Raw genomic sequence first — 23,959 nt, 5'->3', positions numbered from 1 at the left:
AGGTCAATTCATCCAATGAGCAATAATTGCTGCAACGATATTAACTTCTGCTATACAGTTTTGACATCATCCAAGGAGGGACATACGAAGTCGCCGGTCCTTAGGTGGCGCCTTAGGCGGCACCTTAGTACCGCTGCAGACTGAGTCGAGCGAAAGCGCTCCCGACTGGATATGTCAAATACTGTATACAGTTCACAACCTCTAGGCAATTATTGCGGTCTACAGGTTAAACAGTGATGTTGAGAGGTATCTCTCTCCTGTATCCGGGAAGAGAACCACGATGGTCTTGCCCTCGTACTCAGGTCTCTTTGCAAGCTCAGTTGCCGCATAGAGTGCAGCACCTGCAGATATTCCAACCAGCACACCGTCTGTCTTTGCTATTTTTCTTGATGTGTCAAATGCATCATCGTTCTGGATCCTGATGATCTCGTCCACGATGCTCAGATCCATGACGCCAGGTATAAATCCGGCGCCGATTCCCTGGATCTTGTGTGGGCCGGGTGCACCGCCTGAGAGAACCGGTGAATCAGCAGGCTCAACTGCTATCAGCTTGACATTTGGATTGTGCTCCTTGAGTCCGCTTCCTGTTCCTGTGGCTGTTCCGCCTGTTCCTACTGCTGATACAAATGCATCAACCTTTCCGTCTGTATCTCTCCAGATCTCCTCTGCCGTTGTCTTCTTGTGGATAGCAGGATTTGCCTTGTTCTCAAACTGTTGTGGGATGAATGCATTTCCATACTGCTCCTTGAGCTCATTTGCCTTGGCGATGGCTCCCTTCATTCCCTCTCTGCCAGGGGTTAACACAATCTCAGCACCGAGAGCCGACACGATCTTTCTACGCTCAACACTCATGGTGTCCGGCATGGTGAGTATCAGGTGAAGTCCCTTTGCTGCTGATACAAATGCAAGTCCGATTCCTGTATTGCCTGATGTAGGCTCGATGATGACTGTCTCCTGGTTGATGAGGCCATCCTTTATTCCCTGCTCGATCATGGCTGCTGCCACACGATCCTTAACTGAGCCAAGCGGGTTGAAATACTCAAGCTTTGCAACGATGTGTGCCTTGAGTCCAAGCTCCTTCTCATAATTTGTGAGCTCCAGAAGTGGAGTGTTTCCTATAAGTTCTGTTAACTGTGATGCTATCTTTGCCATGATTTTGTTTCCTTTCTTTTTTTACTTTTTTCAAGTCTCTATGTTCTTTCTTGATTCTTTACTATCTTTATATACTGTACATTATTTTCTATATAATTCTTAACAGGCCATCTGATAAATCTTTTCCTCTATCGCTCCTGCCAGTGCTGCATGGCCCTCCGGATTCATATGTTCCTGATCTGCCTCGCTGCTGTCCGCCACGGATGATGCCGCCAGGAATTCCACGCCAAACTCATCGGCTATCTTCCTGTACACATCTGTGAGTTTCCTTGACACCTCAACGGACTCCGGTGAGAACTCAGGATCAAATTCATCCTTCCACACCTGCTCGCCCAAATGTATCGGCGATACGAGAAGTATCCTGCTGTCCGCTGAATACTGTTTTGCCTGAATGAGCAGTCTCCGTATTCCCTTGCCTATCACATCCGGCGATGCCGAGAACACTGTCTTACAGTCATTTGTTCCAAGCATGATCACTATATTCTCCGGTTTGTGTGTCTCCAGCAGAGTAGGGAACAGCGACACGCCCTTTCTTCCCTGTCTCAGTGGATCCTCGAACACTGTTGTTCTTCCACAGAGACCTTCCTCTATGATCCTTATATCTTTATTTGCCAGCTTCTGCTGCAATATACTGGTCCATCTGATCCCCCAGGGAAATCTCTCACCATTTTCAGGATTGTATCCCCATGTATTGGAATCTCCAAAGCACAACACCTGTTGCATCTGTCCACCTCCCGTCTATTGAACCTCGTTCTGTCCAATGGATCTCATTGCCAATTCACATATATCCTATCTGATATGTAGTAATTATCTGTCAACATGTTGGAGTATACAACTTATTTCCTACTATGTCAATAGGGATTATGTGTTTTTATATACAAAAAGGCTGTCACCCGACTTAATCTATAAGTCAGGCGACAGCCTGTCCATATTTTTAAATTAACTTATTCACCTGATCACGGAGAAACGGAAGATATATACAGTGTACATGGCAACAAATGCCATATCTTTCTGTACCTTTTCATACAGTCCCCCCTATTTTAACTTACCCCCAATAGTTAATTACCCGATTTCGGATTAGTAGTCGATATATATACATCACACGCCGATCTGCTTACAGATATATAATATGTCTTGCCCGCAACACAATTATAACTCATATAAAAATCATATGTATTTGTTGTCAGATTATGCTTATTATCATCCTTTTCAACCAGCTTCTTTTTATTCTCATCATACAAATGTCCATATGGATCACTTGTTGAAATTGAATAAAAGTAGTATGTGCCCGTAGTTTTTGGAACAAATTTGTAAAATCCATTTTCTTCTGCAAAAAATGAGCTTTTATCTCCTATCTCGATCACATCCTCAGACATTTTTGCTGTGACTGAAACTGCCTTTCTGTCTACCTTTGCAGTTATCACGCCTCGCTTACCCATTCCTTTGGCCTTAAGTGTATATGATGTTCCTGGGACAAGATAAACATACCCATTTGTACCGCATTGTCTGTCATATTCATCATACCATTCTCCGATATCATCAACCGAATACTTGGCATTGTCAGGATTTACAGTAAGTTTTAATACATCTGATACAAAGTTTCTGCCAGTCTCAGACTTGTCAAATTTCTGGTTATGCAGATATGTGCTGTCATCTCCTATGGATATTACTACTTCGTATGTACCAGGGAACAGATCCATCGAATATGAACCATAATTTCTTGATGTAACACCACTCCACGCAAGATAAGGAGTTGCTTTATCATGATTGTAGAACATGATCGATACCCCGTTCAGGTTATTTCCATTTATATCCTTGACATACCCCTCAACCTTGATCGCCTTTTTAGCATTTATCTCACAGTTAACTGTGGTGCTGATCTTCGTATCGTTGTCATCCGTTATCTTTACCTTCAGGTTATATGTTCCCTCCTGATAAATTTTTCCTGTGACCCTTCCTGTTATATCAACACTCAAGCCATAGTCATCCCCGTCTATGCTATAAGTGTATTTCCCTGAACCGCCTGCGACAGATGTAGGCTTCACACTTACTGAATAATATTTATTATCCGTGCCTATCATGCCGTATTGAGGTATATAATACGCCGCGATCACCGACGAACTGCTGACATTCCATGTGATTATGTATGTAACTATATCCCCCAGCTCATCAACAGACTTAATTGTTGTTTTCGTTGTTCCTGTCTTTCTCACTGTTCCACTGAAACTGATCGCGTTACTTCCATTCGTTTTTCTTGCATATTTCACACCATCAGGGAGCTTGTCTACAGTAATTTTACATATTCCTCTTGCGCGATCCACTGTAAATTCTCTGCTGAATGACTCATTCTGTTCAAGTTCATAAGTCATATAAACCCTTCTATTTGAATGATCCTTGGAATAATATGTCTCAATACTTGACTTACCTGTGCCATACAGTCCATCTACATAGACACAGACTCTCACATAATCGCTTAATGAGCATCCTCTTCTCAGCGCTATGGTGTAGGTTTTATTGTCCTTTGTCGTCACGCCGTCCAATGGAATGGTATAGTTATATGTTCCATTCAGTACCGTGCTCGCCTTTACAACAAAACTGGAAGCCGGAAGTTTCTGACTTCCCGATAATGTAACCTGCACAGTTTGTGGGTCACTGACAGTTGCAGATGCTATGGTGTTCGCTTTCGTAACTGTGACTTTGTATGTCGCCTTCTTACCTGTGCCATCTGTAGCCTTTGCTGTTATCACTGCTGTTCCTGCAGCAACCGCATATACTTTTCCTTCAGAATTTACCATGGCTACCTTATCATTTGAAGAACTCCATGCACATTTCTTATTGGTTGCATCTGTCGGCTTTATAACTGGGCTGAGCTGCATCGTTTTGCCTACATACAGCCTTCCACTTATTTTGCTGAATTTTAATGATGTTATCGGTGCCTTTACTGTTACCTTGCAGACTGCTTTCTTTCCTGAACCGTCAGCAGCCACTGCTGTGATAGTCACTTTTCCGCCTTTTACCGCTGTGACCCTGCCTGTAGCACTTACCTTTGCGATCTTGGAATTGCTACTCTTCCAGATAACCTTCTTATTGCTGGTTGTGTTAGGTCCTACTGTCGCCTTTATCACTGCCGACCTGCCCTTCTTGATCGTCAACGCAGATTTGTTCACCTTGACTCTTGTGGCCGGCTGTCCGACTGTGACCTTCACCACCTTCTTGATCTTCGCATTTGACTTGAGAGAGATCGTGATATTTGCACTACCCTTTTTCACTGCTTTTATCTTGCCTGCAGAAGATACTGTCACGATCTTTTTATTGCTTGTTGAGAATTTCAGATTGCCTGAAGTCGTATTTGTCTTCAGTGTAAATGTTTTCCCCGCCTTGAGTGTAAGAGTATTACTTGGAAGATTCTTCACCGTGATACTCTTGACGGTTGATGTGGCCGCCGCATTTGCCGGAATGCTGACACCTGTAAATGTCAATGCAAATGCAAGGATCACCGCAATGACCGCCATAAACCTGTTCCCTTTTTTCATAAATTTCCTCCTTTTTTATGTAACATTACCTTTTAATACACCATATCATATATTATAAATTATATATTATGCTTGTCAATCTCGCACATGCTATTGAGCATTATTCATACCCACATAAAAAGACGTACGGGTATCCTCTTAATTTCCAGGATACTCTGTGGTTATATATACCATACTGCTGTTTCGTGTAACATTAATATAGTAGACTTTTCCTGCTTCACAGTTATATGACATATAGAAATCGTGGTCATTTCCTGTGCTGATATGCTCCTGCTTGTCATCATCATTAATTGTAAGCACTTCTCCATCTGCATCATAAAGATGTCCATATGGATTATTATCCGATCCAGAACTTGAATAGATATAGTATGCTGCCGTCATCTTTGGAACAAATCTATAGTATGTTCCCACTGATGCATTTATAGAGGTTCTATCACCAATCTCCTCATAGTCTGTCTTAATATCTGCTACAACATATGAAGTCTTGCGGTTTATCGTTGCGGTTATAGTTCCGGCTAAAGCAACCCCGCGACCTGTAAGTCTGTAAGTACCAGGCGCCAGATAAACGTATGCACCAGCTCCAACGCTGTTGCCATCCTCGTCATACCATGTGCCGATATTCTCTATATTATATCCGTTATTTTTTGATCTAACGGATATCTTTTTTACATCCGACGAATAATTTCTTCCCGAAATGTTTCCGGTAAACCGCTGTGAATATATGTATGTTGTGTCCGAACCCGAATATATCGCTATATCATATGTCCCAGGAACAATATCTACAGAATACGATCCATCTCTTTTTACATCAGAATAACAGTAATATGTATACTCTGTGGATTTGTCCCTATTCGTAAATATAATATATGCATTTGACAATACTTCTCCTGCCACATCCCTGATATATCCCGATACTGTAATTCCCTGTGCAACATTTATCACACAGTCTACAGTTGTGCTGACTCCGGCATTATCGGAATCCGTTATCCTGACTTTTATATTATAAGTACCAGCCTTATTGATGTAACCCTCCAATTTACCATTACTATAAATATCAAGACCATAAGTATTGCCAACTATATCATAGATATAATTTCCTGAGCCACCAGCTACAGAATTTATATCAGCAGCTACATGCACAGCCGCTCCACTTTCACCACGAGTGCGATAATACCTTGGGCTGTAATAAGCTGATATCACGGAGCTGTTGTATACACACCATGTTACGATAGTTGTCATTGTATTACCATACTCATCAACTGCTGTAATTGTCGTGACTGATGTGCCAGACTTGGTTATTTTCCCTGTGAAAGTAATACAGTTGGAACGCATTCCACCTATTGTATACCTCATTCCAGCCGGAACGTCCTTTACAGAAACCTTGAGGTAGCCACTGCCAGATAAATTAACGTCTGTATTCACATTCGCATTCTGCTCAATTGCTCTGGCTTCATAATATGTCTTATTATACTTTCCGTCAGAATAATATGTCTCCACCTTACCGGTTCCTGTTCCTGTAAGTCCACTTACGTACACACATATTCTGTCCGAAGATGAAAGCCTGTTCTCCTTGTTAAACCTGATCGTGTATTTTTTATTGTCTCCTGTAGACACACTTTCAATCGGAATGCTCTTGTTGTATATGCCGCCATTTAATGTGGTCTTTACTTTAACAGCAAAATTTGATGCTGTCAGCTTCTGTGCAGATGACAATGTAACATTTATTGTCTGCCTGTTATCCACCTGCGCCGAAGCAATCTTCACAGCATTTAGAACTGTCAGCTTATATTTTACTGTCTTTTTTGTTCCGTCTGTAGTTGTTGCTGTAATCACTGTGGTTCCAGCGCCAACAGCCACAACGAGTCCGGATGAACTTACCATAGCGACCTTATCATTCGAAGACTTCCAGGTACACTTCTTGTTTGTTGCATCTGCCGGTGCAATGACTGGGTTTAACTGTTCTGTTTTTCCCACATACATCTTACCGCTGCCCTTTTTGAACTTTATAGAAGTTACATACGCCTTGACTGATACCTTACAGCTCGCCTTCTTGCCGGAACCATCTGCAGCTACTGCTGTGATGACTGCCGAACCGCCTCCGGCTGCTGTTATCCGTCCTCTGGAATTAACCTTAGCAACCTTTATATTGCTGCTCTTCCATACGACCTTCTTATTGCTTGCCTTGCTTGTTCCAACAGAAGCCTTTACCACAGCACTTTTTCCTTTTACCAGCGTCAGCTTGCTTTTAGTAAGCTTTACACTCGTGACAGGCTGTCCTGCAGTTACCGTAATAACCTTCTTTACCTTAGGATCAGCCTTCAGCGACATTGTAATCTTAGCTGTCCCATTTTTTACATTTCCTGCTTTGATTACTCCCGCAGTTGTCACGGTTGCTATCCTTCTGTTGCTGGTTACGAATTTCAGCTCTTTCGCCGCCACATTTGTCTTAAGAGCAAATGACTTTCCCGCCTTGAGCGTAAGTGTGCCGGCTGGCAGATTGCTCACAGTGATGCTCTTTACAACCGTGTTTTTTACCGTAGCCGCCGTTGTAGCTGCCAGCGCAGTTCCCGGAACATTCACACCTGAAAATATCAGTGCAAATGCAAGAATGACCGCCACAACCTTCATGATTTTTCTGTACCCTTTCATAACACTCCTCCTGATTTAATAATAAAATCCGCTATACTTCATAAAATCAGTATAGCGGACTTTATTTTATTAATCTACAATCAAATACTATCAATGAGTTTTTCGCTGTCATCGCACATCCTGTACCCGACTCCCAGCTCGTTGATGATAAAGCTCTTCTTGCCCGGCTTCACTCCGAACTTCTTTCTTATATTCGCCATATTTACCTGAAGTCTCTTGGTGCTTCCCATGTCATTGTAGCCCCATACCTCTTTTACGATGAAACTGTATGTAAGCATCTTGCCCGGATGTCTGGACAGAAGATCGACTATGTTGTACTCAGTCTGAGTCAGCTTGATCTCCTCATCCCCTATGAACACTCGTCTGGCCTCATAGTCTATGAGCAAATCCCCAGTCTGGAATTTCCCTGTCGGCAGTTCACTGTCATGTGCTTGGTAAAGCACTGTGCGGAGTGCAGATCTGACCCTGGCAACCAGCTCCTCAGAGCCAAACGGCTTGGTCACATAATCATTTGCCCCCAGGTTGAGCGCCTCCACCTTATCCTTCTCATCAGATCTCGCCGAGAGCACTATGACCGGCGTGAAATCCGTCTTTCTTATCTCCGTGAGAAATGCTATTCCATCCTTATCTGGAAGTCCCAGATCAAGTATCACTATGTCAGGTCTGTGGGACGCATACATCATAAGACCGCTTCCGCAGGATGTGGCTATGATCGTCTGATAGCCATTTGCCTGCATTAAAGTATCCAGCAGATTATTGATATTCTGCTCATCTTCTATTATCAGGACTTTATATTTGTTATTGCTCATCCGTAACCTCCTCTATCTTCAATGTAAATCTGAATACTGCACCGCCTTCCACGGAATTGTATGCGCTTATATCTCCGCCATGTGCTTTTATGATAGTCGCACATACCGACAGACCTATTCCGGCATTCTTTCTCTGCCTGCAGTCCGCGGACACCTCATTGGAGCTGTCTCCTAAAAGACTGCCATCAAACAGGTGTTTCAACCTATCCTCCGGTATTCCATCGCCATCATCCTGGATCTCAAACACAACCCTGTCGCCATCGCATTTCACATTCAATGCCAGATTCTTCATTCCCTCCGCATGCTGTACTGCATTCTCGAGGATATTTATGATAACCTGTTCTATGAGAATGGCATCCATCGGTATGATGACCAGCTCATCGGGCAGATTGACTTCCACCTCCTGATCAGGATATCTCTTTGCAAATTTGATGAGCACAGAATCTATAAGTTCATCCAGTGCTATGGGCGTCTTTATAAGTTTGATATCACCATCCAGTCTGGTGATGGACAACAGATTCTCAACCATACGGTAAAGCCACTGGGAGTCCTGTTGTATTCCCCTGAGCATCTTCTCCCTCTGTTCATCCGTGAACTCCCTTCCGTTCTCTATGAGGGCCGAGCTCGCACCATATATAGTTGTGAGCGGAGTCCTGAAATCGTGGGATACCGCCCTGAGCAGGTTCGCTCTCATTTTCTCCATCTCACTCTCTTTCTTGAGCATTTCCTGATACTTTATCTTGCTTGTAAATCCACAGGTGATAAACGCTATGGCTATCATGATTATCGCCGATGTGATATTTTCAGGTATAAGGAAATCTATCTTGAAATACGGAAATGTAAATGCAAAATTCACTATTATCACACTGACTATAGATGCCAGTATTCCATATACATACCCGTCAGTAAACACCGATATCAAAAATACCGAAAACACCATAACGGCCGGTATCAATATGTCTGTAGTAAATGTTGTCTTTATTATCAGACACAGTCCAACCCCTATGGCTATCACAACCAGCATCAACAGCACATTTTTTATAACATCCTTACATTTACACTCCGTATTATTTATGCTTTTTTGTATATTTATTTTTTTCATATGTATCAATCCCTTTGGATTATTTTAAAGAAAGCGCCACCAGTACACCTCATGTCACAAACGACATAGATCTTACCAGCGGCGCCCGCTTTCACACATTCAAGTGAAGTATATCATGCCTATAGTTAAGATGCAGATAAAGAATATATCATAAGGAATCCACCCTTATGATATATTCTTCAACGCTTCCTCAAGGGTGTGCCATCCGAGGACCGCACACTTTACTCTGGCCGGCATATGCGCTATATCCTTAAGCGCAGACGCCTCCTCAAGCTGATCTATCTCTTCATCTGTAGCCTCTCCCTGTATCATCTTAAGAAAGAGCTGTCCAAGCTCCAGAGCCTCTTCCTTAGTCTTTCCTATGATCATTCCAAGCATTATATCTGCCGAAGCCTGCGATATGGCGCATCCGTCTCCCACAAATGATCCGTCCTCGATGACTCCGTTCTCAACCTTAAGCTTGAGCCAGATGTCATCACCGCAGTTGGGATTTACGCCCTCCAGCACAACATTTGCTGCAGGAAGATCATATTTGAATTCAGGTCTCATATTGTGCTCTGTAAGGATCTCATTATAAAAATTCCTGTTTTGAATATTATTCTGCATATCCCATTCTCCTTCTCACATTTGCGACACTCTCCACAAATGCATCAACTTCTTCATCCGTATTGTAGAACATAAAGCTCGCTCTTGTCGTATTGTACACGCCAAGGTGTACAAGCAGTGGCTGTGCGCAGTGATGTCCAGCCCTCACATCTATTCCATCCGCAGCCATGATCTCGCTGACATCATGCGGATGTACATTGTCTATGGTGAACGCCACTATTCCGGTGTGGTTCTCCGGCTTATCTGAACCGATGACATGTACGTGAGGAAGCTTTGCAAGTCCCTCCATGGCACGGGTCGTGAGCTCCAGCTCTCTCTTTTCTATATAGTCAAACCCAACCTCTTTGATGTAGCCTATAGCAGCCGCAAGTCCCGCAGCTCCTGCCGCATTGACTGTACCAGCCTCAAACTTGTGAGGCAATTCCGCATATACCGCACCATCTCTTGAAACCGAATCTATCATCTCTCCACCTGACATAAATGGAGGCATCGCGTCAAGCAGTTCCTGTCTTCCGTATAACACTCCTATTCCCATAGGTCCCATCAGCTTGTGGCCTGAAAATGCAAAGAAATCAGCGCCAAGCTCATGCACATCTATAGCCATATGCGGTGTACTCTGTGCGCCATCGACAACGACAACCGCGCCAAAGCTGTGCGCCCTGTCAGCCATCTTTCTGACCGGATTCACACATCCGAGGACATTTGACACATGTCCGACAGCAAGCAGCTTTGTGTGCTCGTTGATTCCCGCATTGATGGTCTCGTCAGTCAGCGTTCCATCCTTCTCGCAGTCGAGATATCTGAGAGTTGCACCTGTGACTCTGGCCGCCATCTGCCATGGAAGCATGTTGCTGTGGTGCTCCATGATCGTAACTGCTATCTCGTCACCAGCCTTAAGGTTATTCAGCGCGTAGCTGTATGCCACAAGGTTAAGGCTCTCTGTGGTATTCCTGGTGAAGATTATCTCCTTCTCAGAGTCAGCGTGAATGAAGTCCCTGACTACCTTTCTGGCACTCTCATACTTCTCTGTCGCCTCAAGGCTGAGCGGATAGAATCCTCTGAGTGGATTCGCATTGCTCTTCTCATAGAACTCTCTCTCAGCGTCTATGACCACCTGTGGCTTCTGCGCTGTGGCCGCATTGTCTATATAAGCTGTGTCATTGTTTCTCAACAGAGGAAAATCCTCTCTATAATTCCTGTCTGTCATATTCCATTACCTCCGCAAGCTGCTTCTCCACCAGCTTCTCTGTGTTCTCGTCCTGGATCTTGCGGTAGAGGACCTCCATCTTGCCCTTGGTCATCATGTCCTCGGCTGTCTCCATGTCTATTCCCCTTGACGCGAAGTAGAATAAAGTGTCCTCGTCAAGCTCACCGATGGTCGCTCCATGTGAGCCCTCCACGTTCTCCTCTGCACAGAGGATGAGTGGTATAGTCTTATTCACCACATCATCACCGAGCAGCAGTACATTCTCCGTCTCAGCGCCCTTCGAATCCGATGAACCTGTCTTGAAATCTATCGAACCTCTGAATATCTTCTCCGCAGCATCCTTAAGTGTTCCATCCACCTGTATGTTGCAGTTGGTCTTCTTGCCTATATGGTTAACCACAAGGTTGATATCTATGACCTGCTTCTTCTGGCCAAGGTAACCTATATCCATGTTGGTTGAAGCACGCTTACCAATGAGCTCAGTTCTCACGCCGTTGTACAGATTGCCCTTGCCGATAAATATCTGAAGCACATCTAGCTGCCCATTCTTCGCACACTCACTTCCCACGTCGTTGAGTATGGTCGTGTTCTCATCCTGCATAAATATCTGTACAAGACGTATGTGTGCGTCCTTCTCTATATTAAAACGCGTACGGAATGCCAGACTGCCGCCCTCCGCATTCTCGCCAAATGTCTCTATGACTGTCATGTCTGAACCTGCATCTGCCTGCACGTAAGCATAACCGCTGCTGCCATTTGCCCCGGTTCCATTTATCAGCACGTGCACTGTCTGACCTTTATTGGTCTCGTCCGCAACGAGTACACTTCCTGCTGCCCGCTGTGCGAAGAGTACGTCCGCATCTCTTCCTGCACCAGTCTCTATTCCATCGAAATCAGAAGCCTGCTTATCAGCTTCCTTGCCGCCATCTATCTTCACACTGCATCCCGCCATGTCCGGATTCCAGTTAAGTGCTGTGTCGTTCATGCGAAGCCAGTACCATGTCTTTGCCGGGAGCTTGTTGATCTTCATCTCGTTATTGTTCTCCATGTCACCGCACCTCCTTAACCTATGCTGCCCTTCATCTCAAGACGGATGAGGTTGTTCATCTCAAGAGCATACTCAAGCGGCAGCTCCTTCGATACATTGTCTGCAAATCCACTGACGATACATGCTCTCGCGTCTTCTTCACTCATTCCTCTGGACATCAGGTAGAACACAGCCTCGTCACTGATGCTTCCTATCTGTGCCTCATGTCCCACATTTACCTTCTTGGTTCTGATATCCATGGCCGGTATGGTGTCCGAACGTGATATCGAATCAAGCATAAGTGACTGGCAGGAAACTGCTGCCTTGGAGTTCTCAGCCTCCTTTGTCACTACAACTGATGAACGGAATGTGCTTATACCCCCATCCTTGGAGATAGACTTTGTGTTGATATATGAGCTTGTGTCAGGTGCCGCATGAACTACCTTCGCTCCTGTGTCAAGGTTCTGTCCCTTACCGGCAAATGTAACTCCGGTGAACTCCATCCTGGCGCCCTTGCCCTTGAGCACGCTCATCGGGTAAAGGTATGACACATGTGATCCAAATGAACCCGATACCCACTCGATGGTTCCACCCTCTTCAACTCGAGCTCTCTTGGTGTTCAAGTTGTACATGTTCTTGGACCAGTTCTCTATGGTTGAATATCTGAGCTTTGCGTTCTTGCCGACAAACAACTCCACACAGCCTGCGTGAAGGTTCGCCACATTGTACTTCGGTGCTGAACAGCCCTCTATAAAGTGGAGGTCTGCTCCCTCATCTACTATGATGAGTGTGTGCTCAAACTGACCCGCGCCCGCTGCATTAAGTCTGAAGTATGACTGAAGTGGGATCTCAACCTTTACTCCAGGTGGCACATATACAAATGAACCGCCTGACCACACAGCTCCGTGAAGTGCTGCAAATTTGTGATCATGAGGGGTGACAAGCTTCATGAAATGCTTCTGCACCATGTCTGCATACTCACCTGTGAGTGCACTCTCCATATCAGTGTACACAACGCCCATGTCCGCAACCTCCTGACGGACATTGTGATATACGAGCTCTGAGTCGTACTGTGCACCAACTCCCGCAAGGGATTTTCTCTCAGCCTGAGGGATTCCAAGTCTCTCAAATGTATCCTTGATATCCTCAGGAACTTCATCCCAGCTACCCTTCATCTTGGTATTTGGTCTTACGTAAGTAACTATATTGTCAATATCCAGTCCCTCGATGGATGGACCCCAGTCAGGCACCTGCATATTGTTGTATATCTGTAAAGACTCAAGTCTGAAATTCTGCATCCATGCCGGATCATGTTTCTCCTTTGAAAGCTGCTCAACTATCTCAGGTGTGAGACCAGCTTTAAGCTTATAGGCATCTTTGTCATCATACTTGAAGTCATATATATTTCTGTCTATGTCCTCTACATATGTCTTTTCCTTCATCTTTTATATCCTTTCATACTCTGCAAATCCAGACTCGTTGATTTTGTCCACAAGTGATGCGTCACCAGTCTCTATGATCTTACCCTCAACCATGACATGTGTGTAGTCAACGGTGAGCGACTCAAGGATCTTGGTGCTGTGTGTGATGATAAGCAGACTTCCCTTGCAGTTCTTCTGGTATTCCTCGATACCTGCTGATACTGTACGGACTGCATCAACGTCAAGTCCTGAATCTGTCTCGTCAAGGATTGCCAGTGATGGCTTGAGCATCAGAAGCTGAAGTATCTCTGCCTTCTTCTTCTCACCACCTGAAAATCCCACATTCAGGTCTCTCTCCGCATAAGATGGATCCATCTGAAGGATCTCCATGGTTCTCTCAAGCTCCTTCTTGAAATCCCAGAGACGGATTCTCTTGCCGGTCTTCTGCTCAAGGGCATTTCTTATAAATGAGCTGAGTGTCACACCAGGCACCTCTAGAGGATTCTGGAATGAGAGGAATATTCCTGCCTTTGCACGCTCATTGACAGCCTCTTCTGTGATGTTCTTACCATCAAACCATATCTCGCCCTCTCTGACTGTATATCTAGGATTGCCCATAAGTGCATATCCAAGGGTTGACTTTCCGGTTCCATTAGGTCCCATAAGTACATGTGTCTCACCCTTGCCGATCTCCAGGTTCACACCGTGAAGGATCTGTTTATCCTCAACATCAACATGTAAATTCTTAACTTCCAATAATTTTTTATCTGACATCAGTCTGCCTCCTTTTATACCAAGCCCGGCAATTGCTTTATCACTTCTATATCCGGCGATTCAATTGTCCCGCTTTAATTATCTTTTTGCTTGTATCAAATTACTCTGCTCATTCCACATTTCTGGCTATATCCGCCAGTGTCTTACCCTGGAAATAATCCTGTATCAACTCCGCCAGTCCCTGCCATATCGGCAAAGTGTAGCACTGTCCGGATCTGTCACAGGTCATTGCGCTATTCTTCATGCATGCCACCGGAGCAAGTCCACCTTCCGTGAGTTCAAGTATCTCCCACAGTGTATATTCCTCAGGGGCTTTTTTGAGTCTGTAGCCGCCACCATGTCCACTGGCTGCCTCTATCAGATTTGCCTTGGACAGCATGCGCATTATACTCTCCAGATACTTCTGGGACAGTTCCTCTTTCTGAACTATTTCTTTTAACGGAATGAATCTGCCGTCGTGGTTTATGGCAAGGTCTGCCATGACCCTCAGGGCATATTCTCCCTTTGAAGAAATCACCATATCTGTAAATCCTCCTTACATATGAGTGTGATCACATTCCAGCCGCAAATACACGGTCATTCCAGTCATCACCCTCATCCGCCATTTTTTTGGCGTAATAAGTCAATATCTGACTCGCAAAAATAGGATATTCCCATTTACCTACTATGTCAATAGGTTAATACACAAAAAATAATAGAAGGTATGCCAGCCTTCCATTATTTTCCATTATTTTGTCTATTTCAAGTATTTTATATGATTTATCTACACATCAGTCTACTCACGATATGTTATTATCATCCCGCCTTTTCCCATATAATAGCTGCACAGTCCGCTTGCAGGTACGACGCTCACATCCGTGTCAAGCCATTCAGCCTTGATAAGATGCCCCAGTTTCTCTGCTCCATCCTCATTCATACAGTGGCTTATGACCAGCTCTCCCCCTGCAAATCCCGTCTCACGGAGAGTGTCTATCAACTTGCCATATATCTTCTTCATACCTCTGAATTTGTGTCTGAGTTCAATTCGTCCACCAGGTGATGCTACACCTATTGCAGATATATTGAATCTATGAGCCGCATACCCCACAAACTTATTTAGCCTGCCCGCTTTTATCAGGTTGTCAAGACTCCCCAAGGCAAACATGACATTTGTGTTTCTCGCTATATTTTCTGCAGTCTTCGCTATGACATCAAACGAATCCCCATCATCCACACCGTCACTTACAGCCTGCATCAGACACCCAGGCATAGTTCCGGCACCACAAGTATTTATAACTGCAATATTCCTGCCGGGATTCTTCTCAAGCGCCATGTGTCTTGCAGCTATGGCACTGTTGTAACTTCCCGATAATGCAGCTGACAACGTAAATGCTATAACATTTTCCGCATCCCCCCACGCCTCGAGCCACGCATGGGGTGAAGGGCAGCTAGTTCTTCCGCCTGACCGGCAATTTGCAATATGTTCAAGCATCTTCTCTATATCTATACCCGGTTCGTCTATATAATCTGTGTTATCAACAGATATTACAAACGGAACCTCAGCATGATCTATATCTATATCTATTCCAGCCAGTCCATCCGGTCCATCCGGCACAAGCAGACTGCAGCCGGAATCCGAAACCAGTTTCCATCCATGATCATTTCTTTTCATCTCAACAACACCTCCATGCGCAATATGCATCACACAAGTATTATTAGATATTTTTTCTGTATTTATACATTTTAGACATTTTTTCTGGGAGCATAGATTTTACAAAAAAAGGTATGATCAAGCTGCACTCAACGCAACCTGATCATACCTTTTATTTATTATATAAATTATCAATTCTTAACCTTAACAACATCCTTCTTCCTGTACTTCTTCACCTCATACAGCTTCTCATCTGCCATAGTCATGGCATTCTGAAGGCCTTTCTTGTTATATTCTACGATCTGACAGTTTCCAAGCGATACACTCACTTTATAAGGCTTATCACAATGCTCATTAAACTTCTCAAATGAACTGTATACTTCCTCAGCAAATGCATCTGCAGCGTCAGAGTCCTTAAGGCCGAGTACAAGACAGCAATACTCGTCGCCGCCTATTCTGCCTACGATTCCATTATCGCCTACAGATTCAATCAGAATATCTCCTATAGTCTTAAGAGAGAAATCACCCTCATCATGTCCATATCTGTCATTGATAATCTTGAGACTGTTCATATCAGCGTAGAATACCGTAGCCGTCCTTTTCTGCTCCTCACATTCCTTGAGCAGCTGTAATGATCTGTCAAAGAAACCTCGTCTATTCATGATTCCTGTAAGGGGATCCTGTTTTGACAGATTGTCAAGCATAATGTTGTTTTTCTGCAGGATCGCCATACTCTCCTCAAGGCGCTTCATGATCTCCTCGTTCGTCTTGAGCAGATTGATCATCTTGACAGCAGCTGAGACCTGGTTTCCAAGAAACTCCCCATTCACCAGAACTCCTTCCGTGAGATCACACAGAAGAACTCCATAGAGTATTTCGTTGGAATACAGCGGCAAGAGTACATATATTCCAGCTCCTTCCACACCGAGGCTCTCAAAATCATAGAGATTTGATGATGACACCTTCTGGTTCACAGTGATCACACTGCTGACCTTCTCTTTAAGATCCTTAGTCTTGAGATATAACTGGTCAGGCAGTTCAAATGGCTCACCGATCAGATGTATTATTGGCTCTTTATATAAGAATATAAATGCATTCTCTATGTCCAGCCAGTCCATGGTGCCAAGGATCTCTCCATAACTCCTGTCATTGCCTCTGTCAAAACTCAGAACCTTCTGGATAAATGTCTTCATCTTGAACTGAGTCTTATTTCTCTCCTCCCACTGTTCCGAAAGCATATGGTTCATTGAGAGATATCCCTCAATGACATTCTTACTACGTTTTCTTGATCCGCCTTTTTTACAGAATGAATCTCTTCTGATAAACTCAGTAGGAAGTATCTTACTCTCAACCTGCTTGCCATCAATGAGCCTGACCATAAGATTTACAGCCTCTGAGCCAAGTTTTCCCGCGTCTGCACGCACAGTCGAGAGCGTCGGATATATCTGTGTAGCCCACTCAATATCATCGTAACCCATGACTGATATATCTCTTCCCGGCAGAATATCCCTCGCCTTAAGTTCTTCATAAAAACCAGATGCACAGGAATCATTCACACAGAACACTCCCTGCATGTCCGGATTTCTGTCCAGAATATCTCTGAAAACCTCTTTTGATTCCGATGTAAGATTGCCCTCCACATAAAGTCCCGGATCAAACTCTATTCCATGAGCCTCAAGCACCTCAATGTAGGTTCTCCTTCTCTCCTTTGCATCATAATTGGAGTCCGGACCGCCTATCATACCTATTCTTGTATAACCAAGTTCCTCAATCATGTAATTGAGTCCTTCTCTTATGCCTGCTCCATTGTCATATCTGACACAAATCTGATCCGGCTCATCTGCAGCCACTATCACACACGGCATCTGAAGATATCTTTTCATAAATTCTCTGATACGCTCCTTGGTTGCAAAGCAGCCAATACAACTCGATGCAACAATAACGCCGTCCAGATTCTCCTTTGTAACATAGGAGAACAGTGTCTGGTACTGATATTCATAATATATATCTGACGTTTCTGAGTATTCCCGGTCAAGGAACTTACCCGGAATAACAACTATATTGACATCAAGTGTCTTTGCTCTCTCTATAACCCCATGACAGAGCAGCCTCGTAAAATCATCCGTGATTCCGCCTACCAGAACACCTATCGTCTTTCTCTTCATAACTATCCCCCTTGACATTCTCTTCCAAAGGCGGGATCTTACTTGCTGACTGTGGATGCCACGATCTCCATATTGCCCTCAAATACTGGATTGCTGTATCCGTTTGGCAGGATAAAGTGATCACCCTTCTTTATAGCGTTTCCATCCACTGTTCCACTTCCAGAGGTTACAGACATGATAAGGAATGGCTTGTCGCCCACATTCAGCTCTGCCTTTCCCTCAACATCCAGCTTGTATACCGTGTAATACTTACAGCTTATAAGCTCACAAAGTTCATTTGCCTTATCTGCCCTGACACTTATAACGCTGTCCTCAACCGGCTTTGCAGGAACTGTTATAACATCTATGCTCTGCTTTACGTGCAGATCTCTAGGCTTCCCATTGCTCAGTCTGTCATAATCATAAACTCTGTATGTGATGTCACTGTTCTGCTGTGTCTCAAGAAGTGTGATTCCGCCTTTGATCGCGTGTACTGTACCGGGATCTATCTGGATGAAATCACCCTTCTTAACAGGGATTTCTCTGATAAATTCCTTCCATTTCTTACCTTCGATCATATCACATAATTCTTCCTTTGTCCTTGCATTATGACCGATTACAAGTGTTGAATCTTCCTTGCAGTCAAGAATATACCAGCACTCCATCTTACCAAATGAACCATTCTCATGTTCTGCTGCGTATGCATCGTCCGGATGCACCTGAATACTCAGATCATCTTTTGCATCGATTATCTTTATAAGCAGTGGGAATCTGACACCATCTATGCCGCCAAACAACTCTCTGTGGCTGTCCCATAAGTCGGCAAGCGTCTGACCTGCAAACTCGCCATTTTTCACTGTACAGTTGCCATTCTCATGTGCCGCAACTCCCCAGCACTCGCCTATATCATCGCCCTCAACATCATATCCGTATTCTTCTCTGAGCTTTGTACCGCCCCAGATATTGTGCGTAAACACGGGATTTAAAAAAAGTATTTCCTTGTTCATTGTCATTTTCCTCCTTTTGACGTACGGCAATTGTGTGCATATCCGTACGGTGTACACCTGTTACTGATTACACCATTCCCCAATTGCCTGTTCTATATAAGACGGTGAAGAAATCACATTTTTACATTGACCATGACTTCTTCACTCGTCATTTCCATGATAATGTATGCCACTGTTATTTTATTGCATCTGTTGCCTTTTTCCTACATATTACAGTCTTTTTTCTGCCTTTTTAGTTTTTATGATTGCCAAAGCTCTCAGAACCAAATTCAGCCCGGCTTACTGCCAGGCTGTCATAGTCTAAAAGTTTTGGCAATCACCTGCCATTACATTTCTTTTTAGAGGGGCCCCGAAGGCGGCGGGCACCGCCTTGGGAAATGAGAAAAAATTAATACAATTGCCGCGTATGAGTAGGGGCTCATAGCGATCTATAACTAACTATCTTCTACCGATCTCGGTATCAGAAGTTGTTACCACACTGTGTGACTTGATATAATCTACGATCTCATCAAGCTTTGTGAATGCAAGGCCAACATAGCTGTCAGCTGCACCGTAGTAAATGGCGATCTTTCCAGACGCGCTGTCGTGAATAGTAGCACATGGGAAGCATACATTAGGAACAAATCCACGCTCCTCGTACCACTCTTCTGGTGTGAGAAGGAAGTTCTCACAACGATACTTAACAATCGATGGGTTGTCGATATCAAGGATTGCTCCACCGATCGAGTATACATAACCGTTACATGTTCCCGCTACTCCATGGTAGAATAACAGCCATCCCTCAGAAGTCTCGATAGGGGCTGCACCGCCGCCAATCTTGAGTGACTCCCACCACTCGCTGCTCTTGCCCATGACATGTCTGTGCTTACCCCAGTAAACCATGTCTGGGCTCTCACTTACGAATATATCACCAAATGGTGTGTGTCCACTGTCACTTGGGCGTGACAGCATCACGAAATTACCGTTGATCTTTCTTGGGAAGAGAACTGCATTTCTGTTAAATGGAAGGAATGGGTTCTCGATTCTCACAAATGTCTTGAGATCCTTTGACTTTGCGATGCCTATCGCTGCACCGTAGAAATCCTGGCACCAGATTGCATAATATGTATCCTCTACCTTTACAAGTCTTGGATCATATGCGTATATAGGCATGAACTCTTCACCGTTCTCATCAACAAACTTGATCTTCTCCTCGCTGATATTCCAGTGGATAGCATCCTCGCTCTCTCCGAGGTAGATGTATGGAATTCCATTTACCTGCTCGCCTCTAAATACTCCGACAAATTTTCCCTCAAATGGAACTACCGCGCTGTTGAATATTCTTGCAACACCCTTTGCCGGGTTTCTTCCTATTATAGGATTCTCTGTATATCTCCAAATTGGAGCGTCATGATTGTCATTTGCCGGTCTGTCCTGCCATGGCACGTTTGGCACAGGCTCGCTGAACATTTTTACTTCTGACATAAGTACCTCTTTCTTCCGGCATCTTAGCCGGATTTTTTATTTTATTATCACGTTATATGGTATCTGCACAGGCAAAGGGCATACTAACCAACGTGCTGTTTCATCTGGCAGCCCATATATTATACTTTCTTACTTGTCTGCATTCTTAAGGAACTCAAGGTTCTTCCTGATCAGCTCACATCTCTGTGCTACACACTCAACGCTTCTTCCCGGATCAGGAGGTGTGTTGAATACATAATCGATGAGTCTGTCAACTGTTGTTGTTGCAACATGCATCCTTGTATCGCTTGATGCGTAGTAGATGAACACCTCGTTGTTCTCGTTTACGATGGCGCCATTTGTGAATACAACGTTTGATACATCGCCGACTCTCTCCTCGCCGCGAGGTCCGATAAGCATTCCTGATGGCTCAGCGATAACCTTTGAAGGATCGTTGAGATCTGTCACAAATGCATAAAGCACGTATCTGAGACCGGCTGCTGTATTTCTCACACCATGTGCGATGTGGATCCAGCCCTTGTCCGTCTTGATTGGTGGTGCGCCTGCACCGTTCTTTGCCTCTGTTATAGTGTGATACTTGCGAAGACTTGTCATCTTCTCCTCGTCTATAACTGCATGCTCTATGTCATCGCAGAGACCGAATCCGATTCCTCCGCCGCTTCCTGTTTCGATAAAATCATCCATTGGACGTGTGTAGAATGCATACTTGCCATCTACAAACTCAGGGTGAAGTACTACATTTCTCTGCTGTGGGGAACGAAGAGTCTTGAGGTTGTCAAGGCGCTCCCAGTGCTTTAAATCCTTTGTTCTCACGATACCCGCTGCTGCAACAGCTGCCGAGAGATCATTCACAGTTGTATCCTTGCTCTCTGAACAGAACACACCGTAGATCCATCCATCCTCGTGCTGTGTCAGTCTCATATCGTATACATTTGTCTCCTCCGGACATACATCATCCAGAAGGATTGGATAATCCCAGAAACGGAATCCATCGATACCGTTGTCACTCTCAGCTACGCCGAAGAATGACTTTCTGTCATTTCCCTCTATTCTTGCGACAAGATAGTACTTGCCGTTCAGGTAGATAGCACCTGAGTTCATAACTGCATTTACTCCGAGACGCTCAATGAAGTATGGGTTTGTCTCAGGGTTTAAGTCGTATCTCCATGTGAGAGGTATCATCTCTCTTGTGAGTACAGGGTACTCATATCTGTCATAGATTCCATTATAGAAATCTGTCTTCTTGTTTTTTCTCTCAAGAAGCTTGTTCAATTTGTCAAGCTCTACATAATATTTCTCATTCATCATTTATGCATTCTCCTTATAATTTGAAAGCAATTGAATGCTATTTATTTGCCGTCAGCGAGTCTGTTCATAATCTCAAGGCACATTCTGCCGTTGTGGTATGGACACTTCCATGGCTCAACTATAGGACGTCCGACTCTTGGTGATCCATCTGCATTCAGATCCCAGAACCACTCTGATCCCGGTCTCTTGTCTATGAAGTATTCCTTTATGTACTCCCACACCTTCTCAGCAGCCTCGTAATACTTCTTATCACCCGACTTTTGATAAGCATTTATAAATCCTACTATTGATTCTGCCTGAACCCACCATACTCTTACCGTGTATGGCACGCCCTTTTCACATTCTGTCAGAACTGAATGTCCATCGAAAGCAAGCTCATATATCTGCTCTGCAAGGATATCTGTTATCTTTGTGATCTTCTCTGTGTACTCTGCCTCTCCAAGCACCTCGGTCGCCCTGTCCAGAAGCCATGATGTCTCAATGTCATGTCCGTATGAGTACAGATCGATCAGAGTGTTATAATCCTTATCAAAGAACACTTCCTGTCTCTTAAGCTCCGGATTGTATACCTTATCAGCAAATACATCGAGCAGCCATTCCAGGCGCTCCTTTACCTTGGAATCCTTGGATACCTTATAAAGTTCTGTGTAAGCCTCAAGTGCATGGAGCAGTGTGTTCATTGTTCTCTCTGCGAGAACACCATTCTCAGAAAGCTTATCATTTGACTCCGGCTTGAACTCTCTTGTAAATGCCTCGAGATAGCCACCTTCGTCAGTACATTTCTCTTCTATTGTATGGAAAAGCTGCAGGGCCAGGTCCAAAGCTTCCGAATCACCGGAAGCTTCGTAATAGGCGGATAAGGCATATATACTAAATGCCTGATTGTAGGTGTGTTTTGTCGTATCTTTGGGTGAACCATCGTAATTCATGGACCAATATATTCCGCCATATTCCCTGTCTATACAATATTCTTTCAGAAATTCATATCCATGAGCAGCCTCATCTAGAAGCTTTGGGTCCTTGAGTGCCTTATACGCACTTGCGAAGAACCAGGTAATTCTACTGTTAAGAATACAACCCTTCTCAGCCTTTTTATCAAGGTTGAGGTCATAATCCATATACCCATAAAATCCGCCGTACTCATCATCCCTCAGGGCCTCCCAGAATGGGATGATAGCATCTATTAATTCTTTTTGAATTTCATTTCTCATATTCATGAACTCTCTTCTTCTAATAAATTATTAACCCTTTACAGCACCCTGTGTAATACCACTATAAATCTGTTTCTGACAGCAGATGAATACTATAAGTGCCGGAATGATCGAGATGATAACACCTGCACAGATCAGGTTGTACTGGCTTCCCATAGGTCCTACGAACTTGTAAAGTGAGATAGCCATTGTCTTGATCTCAGGACTTATAAGGTAAAGGTTTGCAGCGTAGTACTCGTTGTAGATTACAACGCCCTTCAGTATGCAGGCTGTAACGATAGCCGGCTTGAGCAGCGGAAGTATGATCTTCCAGTAGATGGTCCAGTATGATGCGCCATCCACGATAGCTGACTCGTCAAGTGATACTGATATATTCTCCATGAACTGAATGAAGATGTAGATTGAGATAACATCTGTACCACAGCTCATGATGATGTAGCCGTATAAGTGATCGATAAAATTAAGATCACCCATGATGTTGTAAACTGTAACCTGCATAGCAACGGCCGGAAGCAGTGATGCCACAAGGAAAAGTGTTCTGATAAAGCCATTTCCCGGGAACTTGAATCTGTTAAGCACATATGCAAGCTGTGTTCCTATTACAACTGATACTATGAGTACGCACACCATAACTATAACTGAGTTGATGAACGCACGTCCCATGTTGGCAGTTGTGAATGCCTTTACAAAGTTGCCGAAATTCAGGAAGCTCTCCGGAAGCTTCATAACTGAAGTAGCCTTATACTCATCTGTTGTCTTGAAGGCTGTTGTAACACATGATATAAGAGGTACAACCGCACACAGTGAGAATAATATGAGTACAAAGTACTTGAGGAAACCTCTTACATAATATCCAACGGTTCGTTTTTCTTTTATTGGTGCTATGCTTGGCACATCTGTCTTTCCTCTTGCCAT

Annotated in this window: 19 protein-coding genes; all 19 read right to left on the bottom strand. The window is 44.1% G+C overall.

What is annotated here, in order from left to right; translation table 11 throughout:
* Positions 1–219: 219 nt before the first annotated feature.
* Complete coding sequence (cysK, locus tag DW159_RS09725) at positions 220–1,152, bottom strand: cysteine synthase A (RefSeq protein ID WP_117550352.1); 933 nt, start codon at positions 1,150–1,152, stop codon at positions 220–222.
* Between the two features lie 99 nt (positions 1,153–1,251).
* On the bottom strand, positions 1,252–1,875 hold the full coding sequence (locus tag DW159_RS09720; RefSeq protein ID WP_055145420.1) for a GDSL-type esterase/lipase family protein: 624 nt from the start codon (positions 1,873–1,875) through the stop codon (positions 1,252–1,254).
* A 335-nt stretch (positions 1,876–2,210) separates the two neighbouring features.
* Complete coding sequence (locus DW159_RS09715; protein WP_117550350.1) at positions 2,211–4,685, bottom strand: Ig-like domain-containing protein; 2,475 nt, start codon at positions 4,683–4,685, stop codon at positions 2,211–2,213.
* Between the two features lie 138 nt (positions 4,686–4,823).
* Positions 4,824–7,334 carry an Ig-like domain-containing protein gene (locus DW159_RS09710; RefSeq protein WP_117550348.1) on the bottom strand — a complete coding sequence of 837 codons (2,511 nt, stop codon included), beginning with the start codon at positions 7,332–7,334 and terminating at the stop codon, positions 4,824–4,826.
* Positions 7,335–7,414: 80 nt separating this feature from the next.
* Complete coding sequence (locus DW159_RS09705; RefSeq protein WP_117550346.1) at positions 7,415–8,143, bottom strand: response regulator transcription factor; 729 nt, start codon at positions 8,141–8,143, stop codon at positions 7,415–7,417.
* Positions 8,133–9,245: a sensor histidine kinase gene (locus tag DW159_RS09700; protein ID WP_330410615.1), complete on the bottom strand. Its 1,113-nt coding sequence runs from the start codon at positions 9,243–9,245 to the stop codon at positions 8,133–8,135. Before DW159_RS09700 ends, DW159_RS09705 begins: the two co-directional genes overlap by 11 nt.
* 165 nt (positions 9,246–9,410) lie before the next feature.
* Positions 9,411–9,851: a Fe-S cluster assembly sulfur transfer protein SufU gene (sufU, locus tag DW159_RS09695; protein WP_117550344.1), complete on the bottom strand. Its 441-nt coding sequence runs from the start codon at positions 9,849–9,851 to the stop codon at positions 9,411–9,413.
* A complete protein-coding gene (locus tag DW159_RS09690; RefSeq protein WP_117550342.1) occupies positions 9,841–11,058 on the bottom strand; it encodes an aminotransferase class V-fold PLP-dependent enzyme in 1,218 nt (405 codons plus the stop codon). Before DW159_RS09690 ends, sufU begins: the two co-directional genes overlap by 11 nt.
* Complete coding sequence (locus DW159_RS09685) at positions 11,039–12,106, bottom strand: SufB/SufD family protein (RefSeq protein WP_117550340.1); 1,068 nt, start codon at positions 12,104–12,106, stop codon at positions 11,039–11,041. The genes DW159_RS09690 and DW159_RS09685 overlap by 20 nt, the downstream gene beginning before the upstream one ends.
* Before the next feature lie 14 nt (positions 12,107–12,120).
* Positions 12,121–13,527: a Fe-S cluster assembly protein SufB gene (sufB, locus tag DW159_RS09680; protein WP_004851766.1), complete on the bottom strand. Its 1,407-nt coding sequence runs from the start codon at positions 13,525–13,527 to the stop codon at positions 12,121–12,123.
* A gap of 3 nt (positions 13,528–13,530) precedes the next feature.
* Positions 13,531–14,280: a Fe-S cluster assembly ATPase SufC gene (sufC, locus tag DW159_RS09675; protein WP_004851768.1), complete on the bottom strand. Its 750-nt coding sequence runs from the start codon at positions 14,278–14,280 to the stop codon at positions 13,531–13,533.
* A gap of 109 nt (positions 14,281–14,389) precedes the next feature.
* Entirely contained in the window at positions 14,390–14,800 is a 411-nt protein-coding gene (locus tag DW159_RS09670) for an RrF2 family transcriptional regulator (RefSeq protein ID WP_015534709.1), read from the bottom strand.
* 255 nt (positions 14,801–15,055) lie between these two features.
* Entirely contained in the window at positions 15,056–15,931 is an 876-nt protein-coding gene (locus DW159_RS09665; protein ID WP_242992664.1) for a DegV family protein, read from the bottom strand.
* 170 nt (positions 15,932–16,101) lie between these two features.
* Entirely contained in the window at positions 16,102–18,075 is a 1,974-nt protein-coding gene (locus DW159_RS09660; protein ID WP_242992663.1) for a GGDEF domain-containing protein, read from the bottom strand.
* A gap of 38 nt (positions 18,076–18,113) precedes the next feature.
* A complete protein-coding gene (locus DW159_RS09655) occupies positions 18,114–19,061 on the bottom strand; it encodes a type I phosphomannose isomerase catalytic subunit (RefSeq protein WP_242992662.1) in 948 nt (315 codons plus the stop codon).
* 438 nt (positions 19,062–19,499) lie between these two features.
* Positions 19,500–20,525, bottom strand: coding sequence for a glycoside hydrolase family 130 protein (locus DW159_RS09650; protein ID WP_117550332.1), 1,026 nt, complete (start codon positions 20,523–20,525; stop codon positions 19,500–19,502).
* Positions 20,526–20,654: 129 nt separating this feature from the next.
* Positions 20,655–21,833: a glycoside hydrolase family 130 protein gene (locus tag DW159_RS09645; RefSeq protein WP_117550330.1), complete on the bottom strand. Its 1,179-nt coding sequence runs from the start codon at positions 21,831–21,833 to the stop codon at positions 20,655–20,657.
* 41 nt (positions 21,834–21,874) lie between these two features.
* Entirely contained in the window at positions 21,875–23,050 is a 1,176-nt protein-coding gene (locus tag DW159_RS09640; protein WP_117550328.1) for an AGE family epimerase/isomerase, read from the bottom strand.
* Positions 23,051–23,074: 24 nt separating this feature from the next.
* Positions 23,075–23,959: a carbohydrate ABC transporter permease gene (locus DW159_RS09635; RefSeq protein ID WP_187115864.1), complete on the bottom strand. Its 885-nt coding sequence runs from the start codon at positions 23,957–23,959 to the stop codon at positions 23,075–23,077.

Origin of the sequence: Coprococcus sp. AM14-16 (assembly GCF_003434675.1) — a bacterium.
Taxonomy (GTDB): Bacteria; Bacillota; Clostridia; order Lachnospirales; family Lachnospiraceae; genus Coprococcus; species Coprococcus aceti.
The sequence above is the reverse complement of the archived record's forward strand: the minus strand, read 5'-3'. Positions and strand labels throughout refer to the sequence as shown.